The organism is Streptomyces paradoxus (genome assembly GCF_014202475.1).
Taxonomy (GTDB): Bacteria; Actinomycetota; Actinomycetes; order Streptomycetales; family Streptomycetaceae; genus Streptomyces; species Streptomyces paradoxus.
In genome coordinates this window covers 20,137-35,164 of record NZ_JACHGV010000014.1, presented here as the reverse complement: position 1 = coordinate 35,164, position 15,028 = coordinate 20,137, and the positions used below count along the sequence as shown (strand labels likewise).

Genomic DNA, 15,028 nt, shown 5'->3' with positions numbered 1-15,028 from the left:
CGGCCGCCATGGATGCCGATGTCATCGTCGTCGGAGCGGGTCTCGCCGGTCTGGTCGCGGCGCACGAGCTGACCAGCAGGGGCCGCCGGGTCGCCCTCGTCGACCAGGAGAACGCGGCCAACCTCGGCGGCCAGGCCTTCTGGTCCTTCGGCGGGCTGTTCCTCGTCGGCTCGCCGGAACAGCGGCGCCTGGGCATCAAGGACTCCTTCGACCTCGCCTGGAGCGACTGGCGCGGCAGCGCGGGCTTCGACCGGCTGGAGGACGAGGACTCCTGGGCCGTGCGCTGGGCCCGCGCCTACGTCGAGTTCGCCGCGGGGGAGAAGCGGTCCTGGCTCGACGGGCACGGCATCACGTTCCTGCCCACCGTCGGCTGGGCCGAGCGCGGCGACCTCACGGCACACGGGCACGGCAACTCCGTGCCCCGATTCCATGTCGCCTGGGGCACGGGCACGGGCGTCGTCGAACCGTTCGTGCGATACGCCAAGCAGGCCGCCCGCGACGGCCTGCTCACCTTCCACCACCGTCACCGCGTCGACGCGCTCGTCGTCGAGGGCGGCACCGCCCGGGGCGTGCGCGGCACGGTCCTGGCCGAGGACCCCTCACCCCGGGGTGTCGCCTCCAGTCGCGACGCGGTCGGCGAGTTCGAACTCACCGCCCAGGCCGTCATCGTCACCAGCGGCGGCATCGGCGCGAACCACGACATCGTCCGCCGCCACTGGCCCGAACGCCTCGGCACCCCGCCGCGCGAGATGGTCACCGGCGTCCCCGCCTACGTGGACGGGCGGATGCTCGACATCAGCGCCGAGGCGGGCGTGCGGCTGGTCAACCGCGACCGCATGTGGCACTACACGGAGGGCCTGCAGAACTGGGACCCGATCTGGCCCGGCCACGGCATCCGCATCCTGCCCGGACCGTCCTCGATGTGGTTCGACGCCCTCGGCCGCCGCCTGCCCGGTCCCTTCCTGCCCGGCTACGACACCCTCGGCACCCTGAAGCACCTGCGCACCACCGAGGACATCGCCGGCTACGACCACTCCTGGTTCATCCTCTCGCAGAAGATCATCGAGAAGGAGTTCGCGCTGTCGGGCTCCGAGCAGAACCCCGACATCACCGCCAAGGACCGCGCCGGATTCCTCAAGGAACGCATCCTCGGCAAGGGCGCGCCCGGACCGGTCGACGCGTTCCTGCGCAAGGGCGCCGACTTCGTGACCGCGGCCGGCGTCGAGCAGCTCGTCGAGAAGATGAACGAACTCACCGACAAGCCGCTCCTCGACGCGGCCGGCATCAAGCGTCAGATCGAGGCCCGCGACCTGCAGATCGCCAACCCCTACGCCAAGGACGCCCAGGTGCAGGGCATCCGCAACGCCCGCCGCTACATCGGCGACCGCCTCGGCCGGGTAGCCACCCCGCACCGCATCCTCGACCCGGCGGCCGGGCCGCTGATCGGCGTCAAACTGCACATCCTCACCCGCAAGACCCTCGGCGGCATCCAGACCGACCTCGACTCCCGCGCCCTCGGGACCGACGGCAAGCCGGTCGAGGGGCTGTACGCGGCCGGTGAGGTCGCCGGATTCGGCGGCGGCGGTGTCCACGGCTACAACGCCCTGGAGGGCACCTTCCTCGGCGGCTGCCTCTTCTCGGGGCGGGCGGCGGGCCGGGCGGCGGCCAAGCAGACCGCCTGACCTCGCCTGACGGCCCGTCTCACGCCTGGAGGAGGCGGGCCAGGACCGTCGCGTGGCTCTCCTGCGGCGTCTTAGAAGCGGTCAGCAGCGTCACATCCCCCTCGCGGAGCAGTTCACGCACGCCGTCGAGGGCCTCGGCGGCCTCGTCGGCGGCGAGTTCCGCCTCGTACCGCTCGGCGAACTCCTCGTAGGAGCCCTCGCCCGCGTGGTACCAGCGCCGCAGCTCCGTCGACGGGGTGATCGCCTTCGGCCACTCGTCCACCCGGGCCGCGTCCTTCGCCAGCCCGCGCGGCCACAGCCGGTCGACCAGGACCCGCACCCCGTCCTCCGGCTCGGCAGGATCGTAGACACGGCGCACGCGCACGCCCATGGTCGGCTCCTCTCCTCGGCGGTCCGGGGGTGCCGCGAGCCTAACCCCGGCCGGGTGTCCGCACCGCCCGGAGCCGAACGGCCGGTTCCGCTCGTGCCGGGCGGGTACTCCGTCGCCTGACCACGCCGAGGAAGGGAGGTCATGACATGAGTGCCCCCGACGACCTGCGGCTCGTGCGCACACTCGACGAACTCGCCGAGATCGTGGAACACCGCCAGGGCTTGTACGTCCGCTGGTCGCGCGGCCCGGAGATCGATCTCCGCGAGGTGTCCAGCACCGATGATCTGACGGGTGTGTCCCTGCCGGGGCTGTCCGCCAGCCCGCTCGGCGTCGAGGAGTGGTGGGAGGACCGGCCGGTCCGCGTGTGGGTGGCCCGCCGCCTGCACGACTACGCCCATCTGCCGCACGACAAGGGGCCGGGCGTCCACCCCTGGGTGCTCGCCGGCAAGGAGGCCGCCCGTGGCCCCGACAACGAACCGCTGGTCACCGACGTCCACCCGCTGTGCCGGATCGACCAGAAGGTCATCGACGAGGCGAAGGCGGAGGTGGCCCGGCAGGAAAACCCCTGGGGACCGCTGCGGCGCAGCTGAGTCCCCAGGGGTGGTGGCCGGTGTCAGCCGGAGCGGCGGCGGGCGGCCGTGCGGCGCTTCAGCGCACGCCGTTCGTTCTCGCTCGTCCCGCCCCACACGCCGATGGACTGCCCCGTGTCCAGGGCCCATTGCAGACACTGCTCCTGCACAGGGCAGCGCCGTCGGCACACTCCCTTGGCCTGCTCGGTCTGCAGCAGAGCCGGGCCGGAGGTGCCGATCGGGAAGAAGAGCTCGGGGTCCTCGTGCCGACAGGCAGCGTGGTCTCGCCAGTTGTCCATCGAAGTCACCTGCATCGCAGTAGAAACGTGCTCTCTCGGATGCTTACTCCTCTTCGGGTCACCTGTCGACGGTTTGTGAAACAGGGCGTTCCCGGACAGTCTTCACTGCTCCCGCATGCCCCAGGGGGAGCCGTAGTCCGTCAGCAGGTCCAGGAAGGGCCGCGCGGGGAAGGCCTCCGGGCCGAGCACGCCCGCACCGGACCAGGCGCCCGTCGCGAGGAGTTCGAGCGCGACCACGGGGTTGACCGCCGTCTGCCACACCACGGCCTGGGAGCCGTACTCCGTCATGGACCACTGGTTGTCGACCACGTGGTAGAGGTACACCTCACGGGGCTCGCCGTCCTTCACGCCCCGCACCCAGGTGCCCGCGCACGTCTTGCCGTGCATCCGCTCGCCGAGCGTCGCCGGGTCGGGCAGACACGCGGCGACCACGTCCCGGGGCGAGACCGCCACCGGGCCGTCCGGCCCGGGCACGGTCACCGGGCCGGTGCGGTCCAGGCCCAGCAGGTGCAGCGTCTTGAGCGTCTCGACGAACTCCCGGCCCAGGCCGTACTTGAAGGTCACCCGGCGGGCGTCGACCCAGCGCGGGACGAGCAGCACCTCCTCGTGCTCCACGTTGACGCACTCGACCGGTCCGATGCCCTCGGGGAAGTCGAAGACCTCGGGCTCACTGAAGGGCTCGGTGGTGAACCAGCCCTTGCCCGTCTCGTAGACGACCGGCGGGTTGAGGCACTCCTCGATGGTGGTCCAGATGCTGAACGAGGGCGCGAAGTCGTAGCCGTCGACGGTCAGGTTCGCGCCGTCGCGGATGCCGATCTCCTCGATCTCGTCGAAGAGTTCGTCGGCGGCGTGCCGCGCGAACACGTCCGACAGGCCCGGCTCCACGCCCATGCCCACGAGGGCCAGCAGCCCCTCCTTCTCCCAGTCGGCGGCCTGCGCGAACTGCTCGTCGCCGAGCTTGACCCCGCATTCCTCGTACGGCCGCTCGGCGTGCGGGCGGGACAGCGACATCGCCATGTCGACATAAGTGGCGCCCGCGGTGCGGGCGGCGCGGAACAGTGGCATCACGAAGCGGGGGTCGGTGGCGTTGAGGAGGACGTCGCAGCGGTGCCGGGCCAGCAGGCGGGTCACCGCCGCCTCGTCGCCCGCGTCCACCTGCTCGGCGGTGAACCGCGCGTCACCTCCCAGCGCCGCGACCGCCGCCTCGGCCCGCGCCGGGTCGTAGTCGGCCACCACCATGGTCTCGAAGAACGGCCTCCGGGTCGCGATCCGGGTGATCGCCCCGCCCACACCACCGGCACCCACGAGCAGTACACGCATGACAGAAACTCCCTATTTGCGAAGAACGCGACGCGCCCTTGGGGAGATACAACGCCGCCCTCCGTCATAAGGTCAATGGCGTTGGCATAAGGATCGGGGCCGGTCCCCGGGGAAGGAGCCCGTCGTGCCCAAGCCCGTGGTGCCCGAGGAGAAACGCCGCCGGCGCAGGCCCACCAAGAGCGGCACGGTGCTGTCCGAGGAGCTGATCGTCGAGACCGCGCTGCGCATGCTGCGCGAACACGGCAGTGCGGGCCTGACCGCCCGTCGGCTGGGCCTCGCCCTGGACGCCGACCCGAGCACGCTCTACCGCTACTTCCGGGGCATGGACGACCTGACCCTGGCCATCGGCGACGCGCTCATCGGCCAGGCCCTCCAGGGCTGGCGGCCCACGGGGGACTGGCGGGCGGACCTGCGGTCCTTCGGGCTGCGCATCCACGCCGCGTACCTCGCCCATCCGCAGGCGGCCCTGCTGACCACGAACCGCGTCACGGGCCGGGCCCATGAGCTGGCCGCCGACGAGGCCGTCCTGGACGTCCTGCGCACGGCCGGTTTCCCGCTGTCCGACACCGTGCGCATCTACCACGCGTTCATCGACCAGACCCTGGCCTTCGCCGCCCTGGACGCAGCCTCCCTGGCCCTGCCCAGCGACTCGCTGCACGCCGACGAGGACATGTGGCGCTCGACGTACGCCCGCCTGCCCGCCACCACCCATCCCCGCATCGCCGAGGCGGCGCCCCTGCTCGCCACCCGCATGCTCACCAGCGCCTATCCGGCGGCCCTGGAGATGCTGCTGGACAGCGCGGCGGCCCGCCTGGAGGCCGTCCGGGACTGAGGTGTCAGGGCCGCAGCGCCTCCGCCGCGGTCGCCGTCACCGCCTCCGCGACCTGCGCCAGCGCCGGCGAGTCGAGCTTCCACTGCTGCCAGTACAGCGGCACGTCGACCGTGTGGCGCGGGGCGATGCCGACGAGCCGGCCGTCGCCCAGCAGCGGATCCGCCTGGGGCTCGGGCACCAGACCCCAGCCCAGTCCGGCGGCCACGGCCTCGACGAAGCCCTCCGAGGTCGGCACATAATGCCGCAGCGCGCTCGCCCGGCTCCGCCCCCGGGTCAGCCCGCGGACGAAACCGTCCTGGAAGTCGTCGCGCCGGTCGAAGACCACCACGGGCGCCTGAGTGAGCGCCTCCCTCACGGATCCGCCGAGGTGGCGCGCGGCGAAGCCCGGCGCTGCCACGGGAAGGTAGCGCATCCGCCCGAGCGAGCGCACGGAGCAGCCCGGCACCGGATCCGGTGATGAGGTCACCGCCGCCATCACCGTGCCCTCCCGCAGCAGGGCGGCCGTGTGGTGCTCGTCCTCGCGGCGCAGCTCGAAGTAGAGCCGAAGCTCTTCCGGAACGCGCGTCAGGACGGGCAGGAACCAGGTGGCGAGCGAGTCCGCGTTCACCGCCACGGACACCCGGGTGGGCTCCCCGTCGCCGCTCAGTCCGAGCTCCGCGTACGCGTCGTGCTCCAGCCGCGCCACCTGGCGGGCCAGCCGCACCAGCACCTCGCCCGACTCGGTCGGCCGCACCGGCTTGGTCCGCAGCAGCAGGACGCGTCCCGTGCGCTGCTCCAGTGCCTTCACCCGCTGACTGATCGCCGACGGCGTCACATGCAGCGCGGCCGCCGCCGCGTCGAACGTACCCTCGTCCACGACGGCGAGCAGGGTCCGCACCTGGTCCAGCGGGAGATCCGTCATCATCACATCTGCTAATGATACGTAAGAATCCTTAGCTGGACCCGGCTGATGAGCATCCGTAGCGTCGAGGCCATGACCAGCACCTTCACCGCCGGCGCCGCCGGTTTCGGCACCGGCCTGTCCCTCATCGTCGCCATCGGAGCCCAGAACGCCTTCGTCCTGCGCCAGGGCATCCGCCGGCAGGCCGTCCTCGCCGTGGTCGCCATCTGCGCCCTGTCGGACGCGGCGCTCATCGCGCTCGGGGTCGGCGGGGTCGGCGCGGTGGTGGTGCGGTGGCCGGGGGCGCTGACGGCGGTCGGCTGGATCGGCGGCGCGTTCCTGCTGGTCTACGGAGCCCTGGCCGCCCGCCGCGTGTTCCGCCCCGGCGGCGACGCGCTGCGAACAGAGGGAGAGGCGGCCGGATCGGTGCGCCGGGCCGTGCTCACGTGCCTGGCGATGACCTGGCTCAATCCCCACGTCTACCTCGACACCGTGTTCCTGCTGGGCTCCGTCGCCGCCGACCGCGGTTCCCTGCGCTGGACGTTCGGCCTCGGCGCCGTGCTGGCCAGCCTGTGCTGGTTCACGGCCCTCGGGTTCGGCGCCCGGATGCTCGGCCGGTTCCTCGCCAAGCCCGCGGCCTGGCGCGTCCTGGACGGCCTGGTCGCCGCCACCATGATCGTGCTCGGCGCCGTGCTGATCACCGGAAGCTGAGACCGGCCGCCGGCCCGGCCGCAAGGAGTGCGATAGTGATCCCCGCCCGAAAGATGTAGCGAGCATCGAGGAAGGGGCGCGTGGACGCGAGGGAGAGCACGACCGAAGAGCGGGAGCCCGAACCTACGGCGACCCGGCGGCGCGGCCGGCGGCGCTGGGCCATGGACACCCGCCCCCTGCGCCGGCCCGCCTACCGGCGGCTGTGGGGCTCGACCATCGTCACGGCCGTCGGCAGCCAGCTGACCGCCGTCGCCGTCCCCCAGCAGATCTACGACATCACCGGCTCGTCGGCATGGGTCGGTGCCGCGAGCCTGGCCGGCCTCGTGCCCCTGATCGTGTTCGCGCTCTGGGGCGGGGCGATCGCCGACACCATGGACCGGCGCAAGCTGCTGCTGATCACCAACAGCGGCATCGCCGTCACCTCGCTGCTGTTCTGGCTCCAGGCCTTCGCGGGCCTGGAGTCGGTGGCCGCGCTGATGCTGCTGCTCGCCGTGCAGCAGGCCTTCTGGGGCCTGAACGCCCCGGCCCGCAACGCCTCCATCGCCCGGCTCGTCCCCGAGGACGAACTGCCCGCCGCCGGCGCCCTCGGCTCGACCGTGATGCAGACCGGGCAGGTGGCGGGTCCGTTGCTCGCCGGAGCCCTCATCCCCGTCATCGGGCTGCCCGAGCTGTACCTCATCGACGCGCTGGCCCTGTGCGTGACGGTGTGGGCGGTATACAGGCTGCCCTCGCTGCCGCCCCTGGCCGGTACGGCCGTGCGCCGCGCGGGCGTCAAGGAGATCGCCGCCGGCTTCCGCTACATCTCCGGGCACACCGTGCTGCTGCTGTCGTTCCTCGCCGACATCATCGCCATGGTCCTCGGCATGCCCCGCGCCCTGTTCCCGCAGCTCGCCTCCCAGACCTACGCCCCGTACGGCGAAGGCCTCGCGCTCGGCCTGCTGTTCGCGGCGATCCCCGTCGGCGCCGTGCTGGGCGGGCTGTTCTCCGGCACCTTCTCCCGGGCCCGGCGGCACGGCTGGATGGTCATCGGCGCGGTCGTCGCCTGGGGGCTGGCCATCACCGGCTTCGGGCTGAGCCGCAGCCTGTGGATCGCGGTGGCGTTCCTCGCCCTCGCCGGGGTGGCCGACATGGTCTCCATGGTCTTCCGCGGGGCGATCCTGCTGTCCGCCGCCACCGACGAGATGCGCGGGCGCATGCAGGGCGTCTTCACCGTCGTCGTGGCGGGGGGCCCGCGCCTGGCCGACGTGCTGCACGGCACCGCGGGCTCCGCCTTCGGCCCCCGCACCGCCGTCGCGGGCGGCGGACTGCTGGTCGTCGCCGTGATGCTGGTGCTGGCCGCCGCCGTACCGGCACTGCGGCGCTACCGCGTCTGAGGTCTCACAGGGCTCCGCGCCGGTGCAGCGTGTACTGCTCCATCAGCTTGCCCCGGGTCATCTCCAGCCGGTGCGCCAGCACCTCGGCCACGTTGCGCACCAGCATCATCCCCAGCTCCGGGTCCTCCTCGCACAGCCCCAGCACGGCCTGGGCGTCGAACTCGTAGGCCCGCACCGGGCTGAACGCCACCGCGCCGAAGTCCCAGGTGTACGGAGGGAACAGCCAGGACCAGCCGAGCAGGTCGCCCGCGCCGAGGCTGGCCACGGTCACCCGCTGCAGGGAGTTCACCTGCTGGTCCAGCGAGACGGCGCCCGATCGGATGACCCAGAAGCGGTCGGCCCTGCCGTCCGCCTCGAAGATCCGGGCGTCCTCGGGGAAGGACACCTCCCGGGCGAGGGTCATGAGACGCTGCCGCTGGGGCGGAGGCAGGGCGGTCAGGAGTTTGATCGCTTTGGTCATGCGGAGCTCCTCGCCGGGCGGTCGACTGCGGTGCTGTCGCTGGGGGTGCACGGACCCCTATGCCCATTTCAGCCGCTGGCGGGGCCCTGGGCACCTCGGTGTACGCGACTTCTTCCGGTCGATGGTCCGGGCATGAAAAAGCCCTGGCTGGACGGGGGAGACCAGCCAGGGCCGTCAACAGTGGCGAACGGAGGACGAGGGGTCGACTCCGTCACCACGTATGAATGAACGGTAAACCATTTCGGCGGCGAGTGCGCCCCATGGACCGGGTGGCGTGACCTGTTTCACGCCCGGGTCACTGCGCGAGCACCCGGACCGTCTCCAGTTCCGGGTCCTCCGGGTCGGGCAGGTGCATGCCCGCCTCCAGCCCCGTCCGCAAGTACGACAGCACCGGCTCGGTCAGACGCTCGCCCGGGAGGACCGCGGGGATGCCGGGCGGATACGGCGTGATCATCTCGGCCGCGACCCGCCCGGCCGCCTCGGACACCGGCACGCCTTCGGCCGGCCCGAAGAACGCGTCGCGGGGCAGCACCGCCTGCTCCATCCGCAGTTCCGCCGGCGACGGCACCTCCACCCTCGGCGCCCTGGGCAGGTCGCCGGCCGCCCGGGCGAGGTCCCGCAGTGCCTCCAGCAGCTCGCCGGTGGTCTCCCGGTCGTCGCCGTGGGTGATCTGCGCACCGATGCGGCGGTGATCCACCAGGTGCGCGTCGATGTGCCGGTGCTCGCGCAGCCAGTCCGCCGCCTGGAAGCCCGTGATTCCGAGGCCGGTGAGGTCGATGACGCCGGGCAGCGGGTCCAGGTCGTCGGCCAGGCCCGTGCCGCAGAAGTCGTTCCGGTCGTTGACGTGCAGTCCGTCGATCTCCTCGATGGCGGCCCGCACCTCGGCGGCGAGCTCCAGCGCACCGCCCATCAGCTCCTTGCCGTGCAGCGCCATCTGCCGCCGCCAGCCGTCCAGGCCGGCGAAGATCAGCACCGAGGGGCTGGTGGTGCCCAGCAGGTCCGCGCGCATGCCCAGCAGCTCCGGCGGCACCAGGTCGCCCTGGAGGTGGAAGACGGAGCCCTGCTCCAGGCCGCTGCCCATCTTGTGGATGCTCGTCACGCAGATGTCCGCGCCCGCGTCCATCGCCCACGACGGCAGGTCCGGATGGAACGGCAGATGCGCGCCCCACGCCTCGTCGACGATCAGCGGCCGCGAACGCCGGTGACAGACATCGGCGATCGCCCGCAGATCCGCGCAGCCGCCGTAGGGCGTGGGACTCGTGACCAGCGCGCCGCGCGCGTCCGGATGCGCGTCGAAGGCCCGGTCGAACTCCTCGGCGGACGGGGGGTGGGCGAGGTTCCGCTCGGCGTCCCACCGGGGCTCGACCCAGACGGGCTCGACGCCCGAGATGATCAGCCCCGCGACCACCGACTTGTGGGCGTCGCGCCCGATCAGCAGCTTCTCGTGCGGGCCCGCGACCGACAGCATCGCGGCCTTCACCGAAAGGGAACTCCCGCAGGTGCTGAAGTAGGTGTGCTCGGCGTGCACCGCGTCGGCCATCAGCTCCTGGGCGCGCTGCAGCACCCGGCCCCGGGTCAGCCGGTCGTCCAGACCGCCCGAGGCGAGCACGTCCCCGTGGAACACCGCGTCACCGAGGATCTCCCGGACCGCCGGATCCGCCCCGCGGGCCTGCTTGTGCCCGGGCGGCGTGAACGACAGACGCCCCTTGCGTCGGTACTCGTCCAGGGCTTCCAGAACCGGTGCTCGCGCGTGGTCGACTGTCATGCACACCGGGTTCCCGGCGTGTGCCCTCGCAATCCGGCCGGGCCCGCAGCGGCACCGGCCTGCGCCCGGTCAGCTCCTTAGGGCGTGTTTGCCCGGGGCCACGATCTCGTCCAGCACCCGCAGCACCGCCTCGTACGACATCCGCCGCACGGTCGCGTCCCGGGCCCCCTGCGGATCCGTCGCGTCCAGCTCCTCGCTCCTGGTCCGCCACGTCCGCTCCTCCTGCACCGCGCACTCCCTCGCACGCTGGATACGCCGCAACAACTCGTCGGAATCCACCACATCGGTCATGCACACCGCCTACCCGTCCAGAGCACGGAGATGACATCGAGTCACGGCCGTCCGGGGTGTTTTTCGGGTCTTCCCGCCGGCCCGGAGGTTTGCAGGTGCGGGGAGAGGTGAGCCGAAGAGTAAGACCGCGGCGCTCGCGCGGTGCGCCCCCCGGATGTCGCGGCAGGTCGAGGCAAGCAGTGGGTCCGCGGACCCCGGGCAGGCCCTTGAGGGCGGCCCCGGAACGCGGTCCGGACCCGCTTTCCGTCCGTGCTGTTCAGGGAGCTGCAGAATGTGCGAGGAGCACATGATCGATTCAGTGTTCGAGCCGCCCGGTGCCCACCGGGCCCGGCCGTGCAAACCCGCCGAGGCACGCCGGGCGGTGGAGCGGGCCGTGGCCGAACGCTGCCGGGCCACCCACACCCCGTGCGACACGGACGCCCTGTCCGACGCACTGCTCGTCGCCTCGGAACTCACCACCAACGCGATCCTGCACGGCGGCGGCGTCACCGACTTCCAGGTGGACGTCGACGGCCCCGGTGTGCGCGTCTCGGTGAGCGACCGCAGTGACGCGCTGCCCGTGACCGCACCCCGCACCGATCCGCACGGCCGGCTGCGGCACGGCGGCCACGGCTGGCCCATCGTCTGCCGGCTCGCCCGCGACGTCCGGGTGTCGGACCTGCCCGCCGGGGGCAAGTGCATCACCGCTGTCGTCCCCCTGTCCTGAACGCCCGTGAGCCGGCACTCGACAGATTGCACTGCAAAGCGGAGTTTGTTCCACCGGGGTCAGGGCAGACGCAGTTTCGTGCTTCGGACCGGAGGCGCGCCAGCGGGAGCGGTATGACTGCCCCGGAGGCCTCCAGGCGATCCGGGCAGCGTCCTTCCCGCGGTCAGTCCCTGAAACCACCGTTCAGGAGCGAATCCGCATGCTCATCGAAACGCCCACCCATCGTCCCGGCACGCCCGAAACGACGCCCACCGCTTCCCGGCGGCGTCACGACGACGCCCCCGACACCGCCGCCCTCTTCGCCCGGATGGCGGAGCTGGAAGAGGGCCCCGAGCGGGAGGCCGTCCGCGACGAACTGGTCACCCTGTGGCTGCCCATGGCCCACCGCATCGCCGGCCGCTTCCGCGACCGCGGGGAGTCGATCGAGGATCTCCGTCAGGTCGCCGCACTGGGCCTGGTCAAGGCCATCGACCGGTTCGACCCGAGCCGGGGTGCCTTCGAGAGTTACGCCGTCCCCACCATCACCGGCGAGGTCAAGCGGCACTTCCGGGACCGCATGTGGGCCCTGCGGGTCCCCCGCCGTGTGCAGGAGCTGCGCAACAAGGTGCGGGTGGCACGCCGTGAACTCACCCAGAACCCGGGCAGCCCCGAGCCTTCCGTGACGGACCTCGCCACGCACACCGGCCTCAGTGAGGAAGAGGTCAACGCCGGGCTCGAGGCCCTGGACAGCTTCAGCACCCTGTCGCTGGACGCCGAGCTGTCGGCCGACGACGACGGCTACAGCCTCGCCGACACCCTCGGCGCGGCCGACTCGTCCTACGACGTCGTCGTGGACCGCGAGTCCGCCAAGGAAGGCCTGCGCCGGCTGCCGGAACGCGAACGGGCCATCCTCTACATGCGCTTCTTCGAGGACATGACCCAAAGCCGTATCGCCGACCACCTCGGCATCTCCCAGATGCACGTCTCCCGCCTCATCAGCCGCAGCTGCGCCCGCGTGCGCGACGAGGTCCTGGGGCAGCGGCCGGGCAGCCGGGGGAGCGGCGGCACCTCCACGACGGCCTGACCATCCGACCCCACGAGGAGCGAACGACCATGCTGAGGCCCCACCCCGACGTGCTGCGCAGACTCGTCGACGAGTACGAGGCCCTGGCGGCCGTCGAGGCCGCTCGCGGACCGGCGGAGCTGAACCCCCGGGCACGCGACCTGGCGTACACGCTGTGCGTGTCCACCGGCACCCGGGACGTCAAGCGCGCCCTGGAGGCCGCCCACCGGTGGCTCGCGGCCGCACCCGCACCGGCACGCGAACCCGTGGCGCCGATGGCCGGAAACCGCATGCCGGCCACGGAGCCCGCCTGATCCCCGCGCGCCCCTGACGCCGGGGGAGACGAGGCGCGACGAGGCCCGGCCGACGGCACAAGCCGCGGCCGGGCCCCTGCGCTTCATGACGACGACACCCCTAGGAGTTCCATGTCCACAGCGGGGCGGGCGGCAGCCGCCGACGACGGCGAGCTGGAGCGCCTGCGCGCCGAGCTGCGCGACCTGCGGGCCCGGGCCCGGGTGCGCCCGCTGATCTCGCAGGCGCAGGGCATCCTGCAGGAGCGGTACGCGCTCCCGGACGGGGAGAGCGCGTTCGCGCTGATGCAGCGGGCGTCCCAGCGCTACAACGTCAAACTGCACACTCTGGCCGGAGTCCTCGTGACCGCACCGCGCCCTGACGGGCCGGACGCCCTGTGGTTCCCGCGGCGCGTCCGCGGGCCGGAGCCCGAGCTGACCTTCACCCGGGCGCACCGGTCCGGGTCCGGCAGCCGCGGTGCCGTCCTGAAGGCCGTGCTGCGGTCCACCCTGACGGTGACCGGCACCGACATGGGCAACGTGCAGCTCACCGATCCGGCCCGGGGAGGGCTGCGCATGGAGCAGCACACCGGCCTCACGCCCGACTTCGTCGACTTCTTCGCCCACGTCGGCGAGGACGGCACGTCCTGCGCCCAGGCCGCCCGGGACATCGCCCAGGTCACCGTGCGTGACGTGGAGAGCGATCCGGTGTTCACCGAACCGGCCCGTCGGGCCATCCTCGCGGCGGGCAGCAGGGCCTGCCACAGCGTCCCGCTGACGACCGAGTCGGGGCTGTGCGTCGGCATGGTCTCGGCCCACATGGACCGGCCCCTGGACCCACTGACGACCGCCCAGACCAAGGCCCTCGACACCGTGGGCGGCCAGGCCGGCCGCTGGCTCGCCTGGCACGACCGCACGGTGGTCCTGGACGCCCTGGAGCACCTGCACACCCTCGGCCGCGCCGGCCGCGGTTCGAGGCTCCGGCGATCCTGAGCGCGTCACGGGAGGGGCGCCGCCGTACGGCTGTGGAGACAGCACCCGGCGCGGAACCGGAATCCGCTGGTCCGGGCGTTGTGCAGGGTGTGTGAACGCCGACCCGGGGCATCCGCACTGCCGGGAGGTCGACATGAACACGAGTGCGATGGCACAGAGCGGTCGGTTCCGGGCCCGGCGTATGGCGCGGGGTTCGGTGACCGAGGGGGCGGCACGGGCGGGTTTCGCCGCCCGGGGCGTGATCTATCTGCTCGTCGGAGCGCTGGCCCTGCAGATCGCCTTCGGCGACACCGGCCGGCAGGCCGACCGCGGGGGAGCGCTGCAGGAACTGGCGCAGAAGCCGTTCGGCGCGGTGCTGCTGTGGGCGCTGGGTATCGGGCTCGTCGGCATGGCCTTGTGGCGGCTGTCCGAGGTGCTCTTCGGCTCGGTCGGCAAGGACGGCCGCAGCGCCCGCAAGCGGCTGATGGCGACGGTCCGCTTCGCGTTCTACGTCTTCGTCGCCTACTCGGTGCTGACGTTCGCGATCAGCCGCCATCAGAGCGGCGGATCCAGCGACGAGCAGTCCCGGGACGCCACGGCCAGGGCCCTGGAGATACCCGGCGGCCAGTGGCTGGTCGGCGCCGCCGGCCTCGCGGTCATCGGCGCCGGCGGCTGGATCGCCGTCCGCGCGGTGCTGCGCAAGTACCACGACAAGCTCCGGCTGGGGCAGATGAGCCGGCGGACGCGGCAGCTCGTGGACGTCACCGGCGTCGTCGGCGGCGCCGCCCGCGGGCTGGTGTTCGCGGTGGCGGGGATCTTCGCCGTCCGCGCCGCCGTCGACTACGAACCCGACAAGGCCAAGGGCCTCGACGACACCCTGCGCTCCTTCGCCGACACCCCGCTCGGGCCCTGGCTGCTGGTGTGCGTCGCTGCCGGGCTGGTGCTCTTCGGAGTGTTCTCGTTCGCCATGGCCCGGTGGCGGCGCGTCTGAGCCGCGTCTCGTGGGGAACACGAAGCGAATGAGCGATTCCGAGATTCCGCATGGCGACGGCCGGCCCGTGGACGTGTACCTGGACCTCCTGCGCATCCGGATGGACACGGAGGACTACCGCCTTCTGATGCGCGCGGTGGAACCGGTCCTCGAGGCGATCGAAGAGGAACGCCTGTCCAGCCTCGACTTCGCGCTCGACTCCGGGCCCGACGACGAACTGCCCCAGGAGGTCCGTGACGAGGTGGCGCTCGTCATCGCCACCGCCGTCACCGGCCGCCTGGACAACGAAGTGGTCGAACTCCACGTCGACGACACCGGCCCGGTCCGGATCGTCACGGACGCCACCACCGCGTCCGACCCGATCCGCCTCGGCGAGATAGCCGACTACATCCGGGACCGGCACAAGCAGACCGAGGAACTGAGGGGCATCGCCGAGGTGAGCGGGCTGCCCACGGACTTCTGACGGCGGCCGTCA

General features: G+C 72.3%; 18 protein-coding genes. 11 read left to right on the top strand and 7 right to left on the bottom strand.

The genetic code is table 11. From position 1 onward, the window contains the following. The first annotated feature begins 8 nt into the window (after window positions 1–8). Entirely contained in the window at window positions 9–1,682 is a 1,674-nt protein-coding gene (locus tag HNR57_RS33335; protein WP_184566094.1) for an FAD-binding dehydrogenase, read from the top strand. A 19-nt stretch (window positions 1,683–1,701) separates the two neighbouring features. On the opposite strand, the gene HNR57_RS33330 is transcribed toward HNR57_RS33335, so the two are convergent. Beyond that, window positions 1,702–2,052: a DUF488 domain-containing protein gene (locus HNR57_RS33330; RefSeq protein ID WP_184566092.1), complete on the bottom strand. Its 351-nt coding sequence runs from the start codon at window positions 2,050–2,052 to the stop codon at window positions 1,702–1,704. 146 nt (window positions 2,053–2,198) lie between these two features. On the opposite strand from HNR57_RS33330, the gene HNR57_RS33325 reads away from it, so the two are divergent. After that, entirely contained in the window at window positions 2,199–2,642 is a 444-nt protein-coding gene (locus HNR57_RS33325; RefSeq protein ID WP_184566090.1) for a DUF6098 family protein, read from the top strand. Window positions 2,643–2,665: 23 nt separating this feature from the next. On the opposite strand, the gene HNR57_RS33320 is transcribed toward HNR57_RS33325, so the two are convergent. Together HNR57_RS33320 and HNR57_RS33315 are read right to left on the bottom strand one after the other, a co-directional pair. Next, window positions 2,666–2,920 (bottom strand): WhiB family transcriptional regulator, encoded by a 255-nt coding sequence (locus tag HNR57_RS33320; protein WP_062931244.1) that lies wholly within the window; start codon window positions 2,918–2,920, stop codon window positions 2,666–2,668. A 102-nt stretch (window positions 2,921–3,022) separates the two neighbouring features. Continuing rightward, entirely contained in the window at window positions 3,023–4,240 is a 1,218-nt protein-coding gene (locus tag HNR57_RS33315; RefSeq protein ID WP_184566088.1) for a saccharopine dehydrogenase family protein, read from the bottom strand. A 124-nt stretch (window positions 4,241–4,364) separates the two neighbouring features. Here HNR57_RS33315 and HNR57_RS33310 point away from each other — a divergent pair, with 124 nt between their 5' ends. Beyond that, a complete protein-coding gene (locus HNR57_RS33310) occupies window positions 4,365–5,072 on the top strand; it encodes a TetR/AcrR family transcriptional regulator (RefSeq protein WP_184566086.1) in 708 nt (235 codons plus the stop codon). A 4-nt stretch (window positions 5,073–5,076) separates the two neighbouring features. Here the strand turns inward: HNR57_RS33310 and HNR57_RS33305 are convergent, their stop codons facing one another. Beyond that, entirely contained in the window at window positions 5,077–5,976 is a 900-nt protein-coding gene (locus HNR57_RS33305) for a LysR family transcriptional regulator ArgP (protein ID WP_184566084.1), read from the bottom strand. Window positions 5,977–6,045: 69 nt separating this feature from the next. On the opposite strand from HNR57_RS33305, the gene HNR57_RS33300 reads away from it, so the two are divergent. Beyond that, window positions 6,046–6,663 carry a LysE/ArgO family amino acid transporter gene (locus tag HNR57_RS33300; RefSeq protein WP_184566321.1) on the top strand — a complete coding sequence of 206 codons (618 nt, stop codon included), beginning with the start codon at window positions 6,046–6,048 and terminating at the stop codon, window positions 6,661–6,663. Window positions 6,664–6,743: 80 nt separating this feature from the next. After that, window positions 6,744–8,036: an MFS transporter gene (locus HNR57_RS33295; RefSeq protein WP_184566082.1), complete on the top strand. Its 1,293-nt coding sequence runs from the start codon at window positions 6,744–6,746 to the stop codon at window positions 8,034–8,036. Between the two features lie 4 nt (window positions 8,037–8,040). On the opposite strand, the gene HNR57_RS33290 is transcribed toward HNR57_RS33295, so the two are convergent. From HNR57_RS33290 to HNR57_RS33280, 3 genes are all read right to left on the bottom strand, one after another. After that, the gene (locus HNR57_RS33290; RefSeq protein ID WP_161368419.1) at window positions 8,041–8,496 is read right to left on the bottom strand and encodes a cyclic nucleotide-binding domain-containing protein; all 456 of its coding nucleotides are present in this window, start codon (window positions 8,494–8,496) and stop codon (window positions 8,041–8,043) included. Window positions 8,497–8,791: 295 nt separating this feature from the next. Beyond that, on the bottom strand, window positions 8,792–10,261 hold the full coding sequence (locus tag HNR57_RS33285; RefSeq protein WP_184566080.1) for an aminotransferase class I/II-fold pyridoxal phosphate-dependent enzyme: 1,470 nt from the start codon (window positions 10,259–10,261) through the stop codon (window positions 8,792–8,794). Between the two features lie 69 nt (window positions 10,262–10,330). Continuing rightward, window positions 10,331–10,552: a hypothetical protein gene (locus HNR57_RS33280; RefSeq protein WP_184566078.1), complete on the bottom strand. Its 222-nt coding sequence runs from the start codon at window positions 10,550–10,552 to the stop codon at window positions 10,331–10,333. A gap of 271 nt (window positions 10,553–10,823) precedes the next feature. Here HNR57_RS33280 and HNR57_RS33275 point away from each other — a divergent pair, with 271 nt between their 5' ends. From HNR57_RS33275 to HNR57_RS33250, 6 genes are all read left to right on the top strand, one after another. Then, window positions 10,824–11,258, top strand: a complete 435-nt coding sequence (locus tag HNR57_RS33275; RefSeq protein ID WP_062924912.1) for an ATP-binding protein — start codon at window positions 10,824–10,826, stop codon at window positions 11,256–11,258. A gap of 199 nt (window positions 11,259–11,457) precedes the next feature. Further along, window positions 11,458–12,321 carry a SigB/SigF/SigG family RNA polymerase sigma factor gene (locus HNR57_RS33270; protein ID WP_184566076.1) on the top strand — a complete coding sequence of 288 codons (864 nt, stop codon included), beginning with the start codon at window positions 11,458–11,460 and terminating at the stop codon, window positions 12,319–12,321. A 29-nt stretch (window positions 12,322–12,350) separates the two neighbouring features. After that, the gene (locus HNR57_RS33265; RefSeq protein ID WP_184566074.1) at window positions 12,351–12,614 is read left to right on the top strand and encodes a DUF5133 domain-containing protein; all 264 of its coding nucleotides are present in this window, start codon (window positions 12,351–12,353) and stop codon (window positions 12,612–12,614) included. 111 nt (window positions 12,615–12,725) lie between these two features. Continuing rightward, window positions 12,726–13,583 carry an ANTAR domain-containing protein gene (locus HNR57_RS33260; protein ID WP_184566072.1) on the top strand — a complete coding sequence of 286 codons (858 nt, stop codon included), beginning with the start codon at window positions 12,726–12,728 and terminating at the stop codon, window positions 13,581–13,583. Window positions 13,584–13,716: 133 nt separating this feature from the next. After that, the gene (locus tag HNR57_RS33255) at window positions 13,717–14,553 is read left to right on the top strand and encodes a DUF1206 domain-containing protein (protein ID WP_184566070.1); all 837 of its coding nucleotides are present in this window, start codon (window positions 13,717–13,719) and stop codon (window positions 14,551–14,553) included. A gap of 28 nt (window positions 14,554–14,581) precedes the next feature. Next, on the top strand, window positions 14,582–15,016 hold the full coding sequence (locus tag HNR57_RS33250) for a hypothetical protein (protein ID WP_062924908.1): 435 nt from the start codon (window positions 14,582–14,584) through the stop codon (window positions 15,014–15,016). Window positions 15,017–15,028 lie beyond the last annotated feature (12 nt).

What these genes read in the sequence shown, in the direction of transcription:
- HNR57_RS33335 (WP_184566094.1), top strand. Translation starts at nt 9, where the DNA reads ATGGATGCCGATGTCATCGTCGTCGGAGCGGGTCTCGCCGGTCTGGTC.
- HNR57_RS33330 (WP_184566092.1), bottom strand. Translation starts at nt 2,052, where the DNA reads ATGGGCGTGCGCGTGCGCCGTGTCTACGATCCTGCCGAGCCGGAGGAC.
- HNR57_RS33325 (WP_184566090.1), top strand. Translation starts at nt 2,199, where the DNA reads ATGAGTGCCCCCGACGACCTGCGGCTCGTGCGCACACTCGACGAACTC.
- HNR57_RS33320 (WP_062931244.1), bottom strand. Translation starts at nt 2,920, where the DNA reads ATGGACAACTGGCGAGACCACGCTGCCTGTCGGCACGAGGACCCCGAG.
- HNR57_RS33315 (WP_184566088.1), bottom strand. Translation starts at nt 4,240, where the DNA reads ATGCGTGTACTGCTCGTGGGTGCCGGTGGTGTGGGCGGGGCGATCACC.
- HNR57_RS33305 (WP_184566084.1), bottom strand. Translation starts at nt 5,976, where the DNA reads ATGATGACGGATCTCCCGCTGGACCAGGTGCGGACCCTGCTCGCCGTC.
- HNR57_RS33300 (WP_184566321.1), top strand. Translation starts at nt 6,046, where the DNA reads ATGACCAGCACCTTCACCGCCGGCGCCGCCGGTTTCGGCACCGGCCTG.
- HNR57_RS33290 (WP_161368419.1), bottom strand. Translation starts at nt 8,496, where the DNA reads ATGACCAAAGCGATCAAACTCCTGACCGCCCTGCCTCCGCCCCAGCGG.
- HNR57_RS33285 (WP_184566080.1), bottom strand. Translation starts at nt 10,261, where the DNA reads ATGACAGTCGACCACGCGCGAGCACCGGTTCTGGAAGCCCTGGACGAG.
- HNR57_RS33280 (WP_184566078.1), bottom strand. Translation starts at nt 10,552, where the DNA reads ATGACCGATGTGGTGGATTCCGACGAGTTGTTGCGGCGTATCCAGCGT.
- HNR57_RS33275 (WP_062924912.1), top strand. Translation starts at nt 10,824, where the DNA reads ATGTGCGAGGAGCACATGATCGATTCAGTGTTCGAGCCGCCCGGTGCC.
- HNR57_RS33270 (WP_184566076.1), top strand. Translation starts at nt 11,458, where the DNA reads ATGCTCATCGAAACGCCCACCCATCGTCCCGGCACGCCCGAAACGACG.
- HNR57_RS33265 (WP_184566074.1), top strand. Translation starts at nt 12,351, where the DNA reads ATGCTGAGGCCCCACCCCGACGTGCTGCGCAGACTCGTCGACGAGTAC.
- HNR57_RS33260 (WP_184566072.1), top strand. Translation starts at nt 12,726, where the DNA reads ATGTCCACAGCGGGGCGGGCGGCAGCCGCCGACGACGGCGAGCTGGAG.
- HNR57_RS33255 (WP_184566070.1), top strand. Translation starts at nt 13,717, where the DNA reads ATGAACACGAGTGCGATGGCACAGAGCGGTCGGTTCCGGGCCCGGCGT.
- HNR57_RS33250 (WP_062924908.1), top strand. Translation starts at nt 14,582, where the DNA reads ATGAGCGATTCCGAGATTCCGCATGGCGACGGCCGGCCCGTGGACGTG.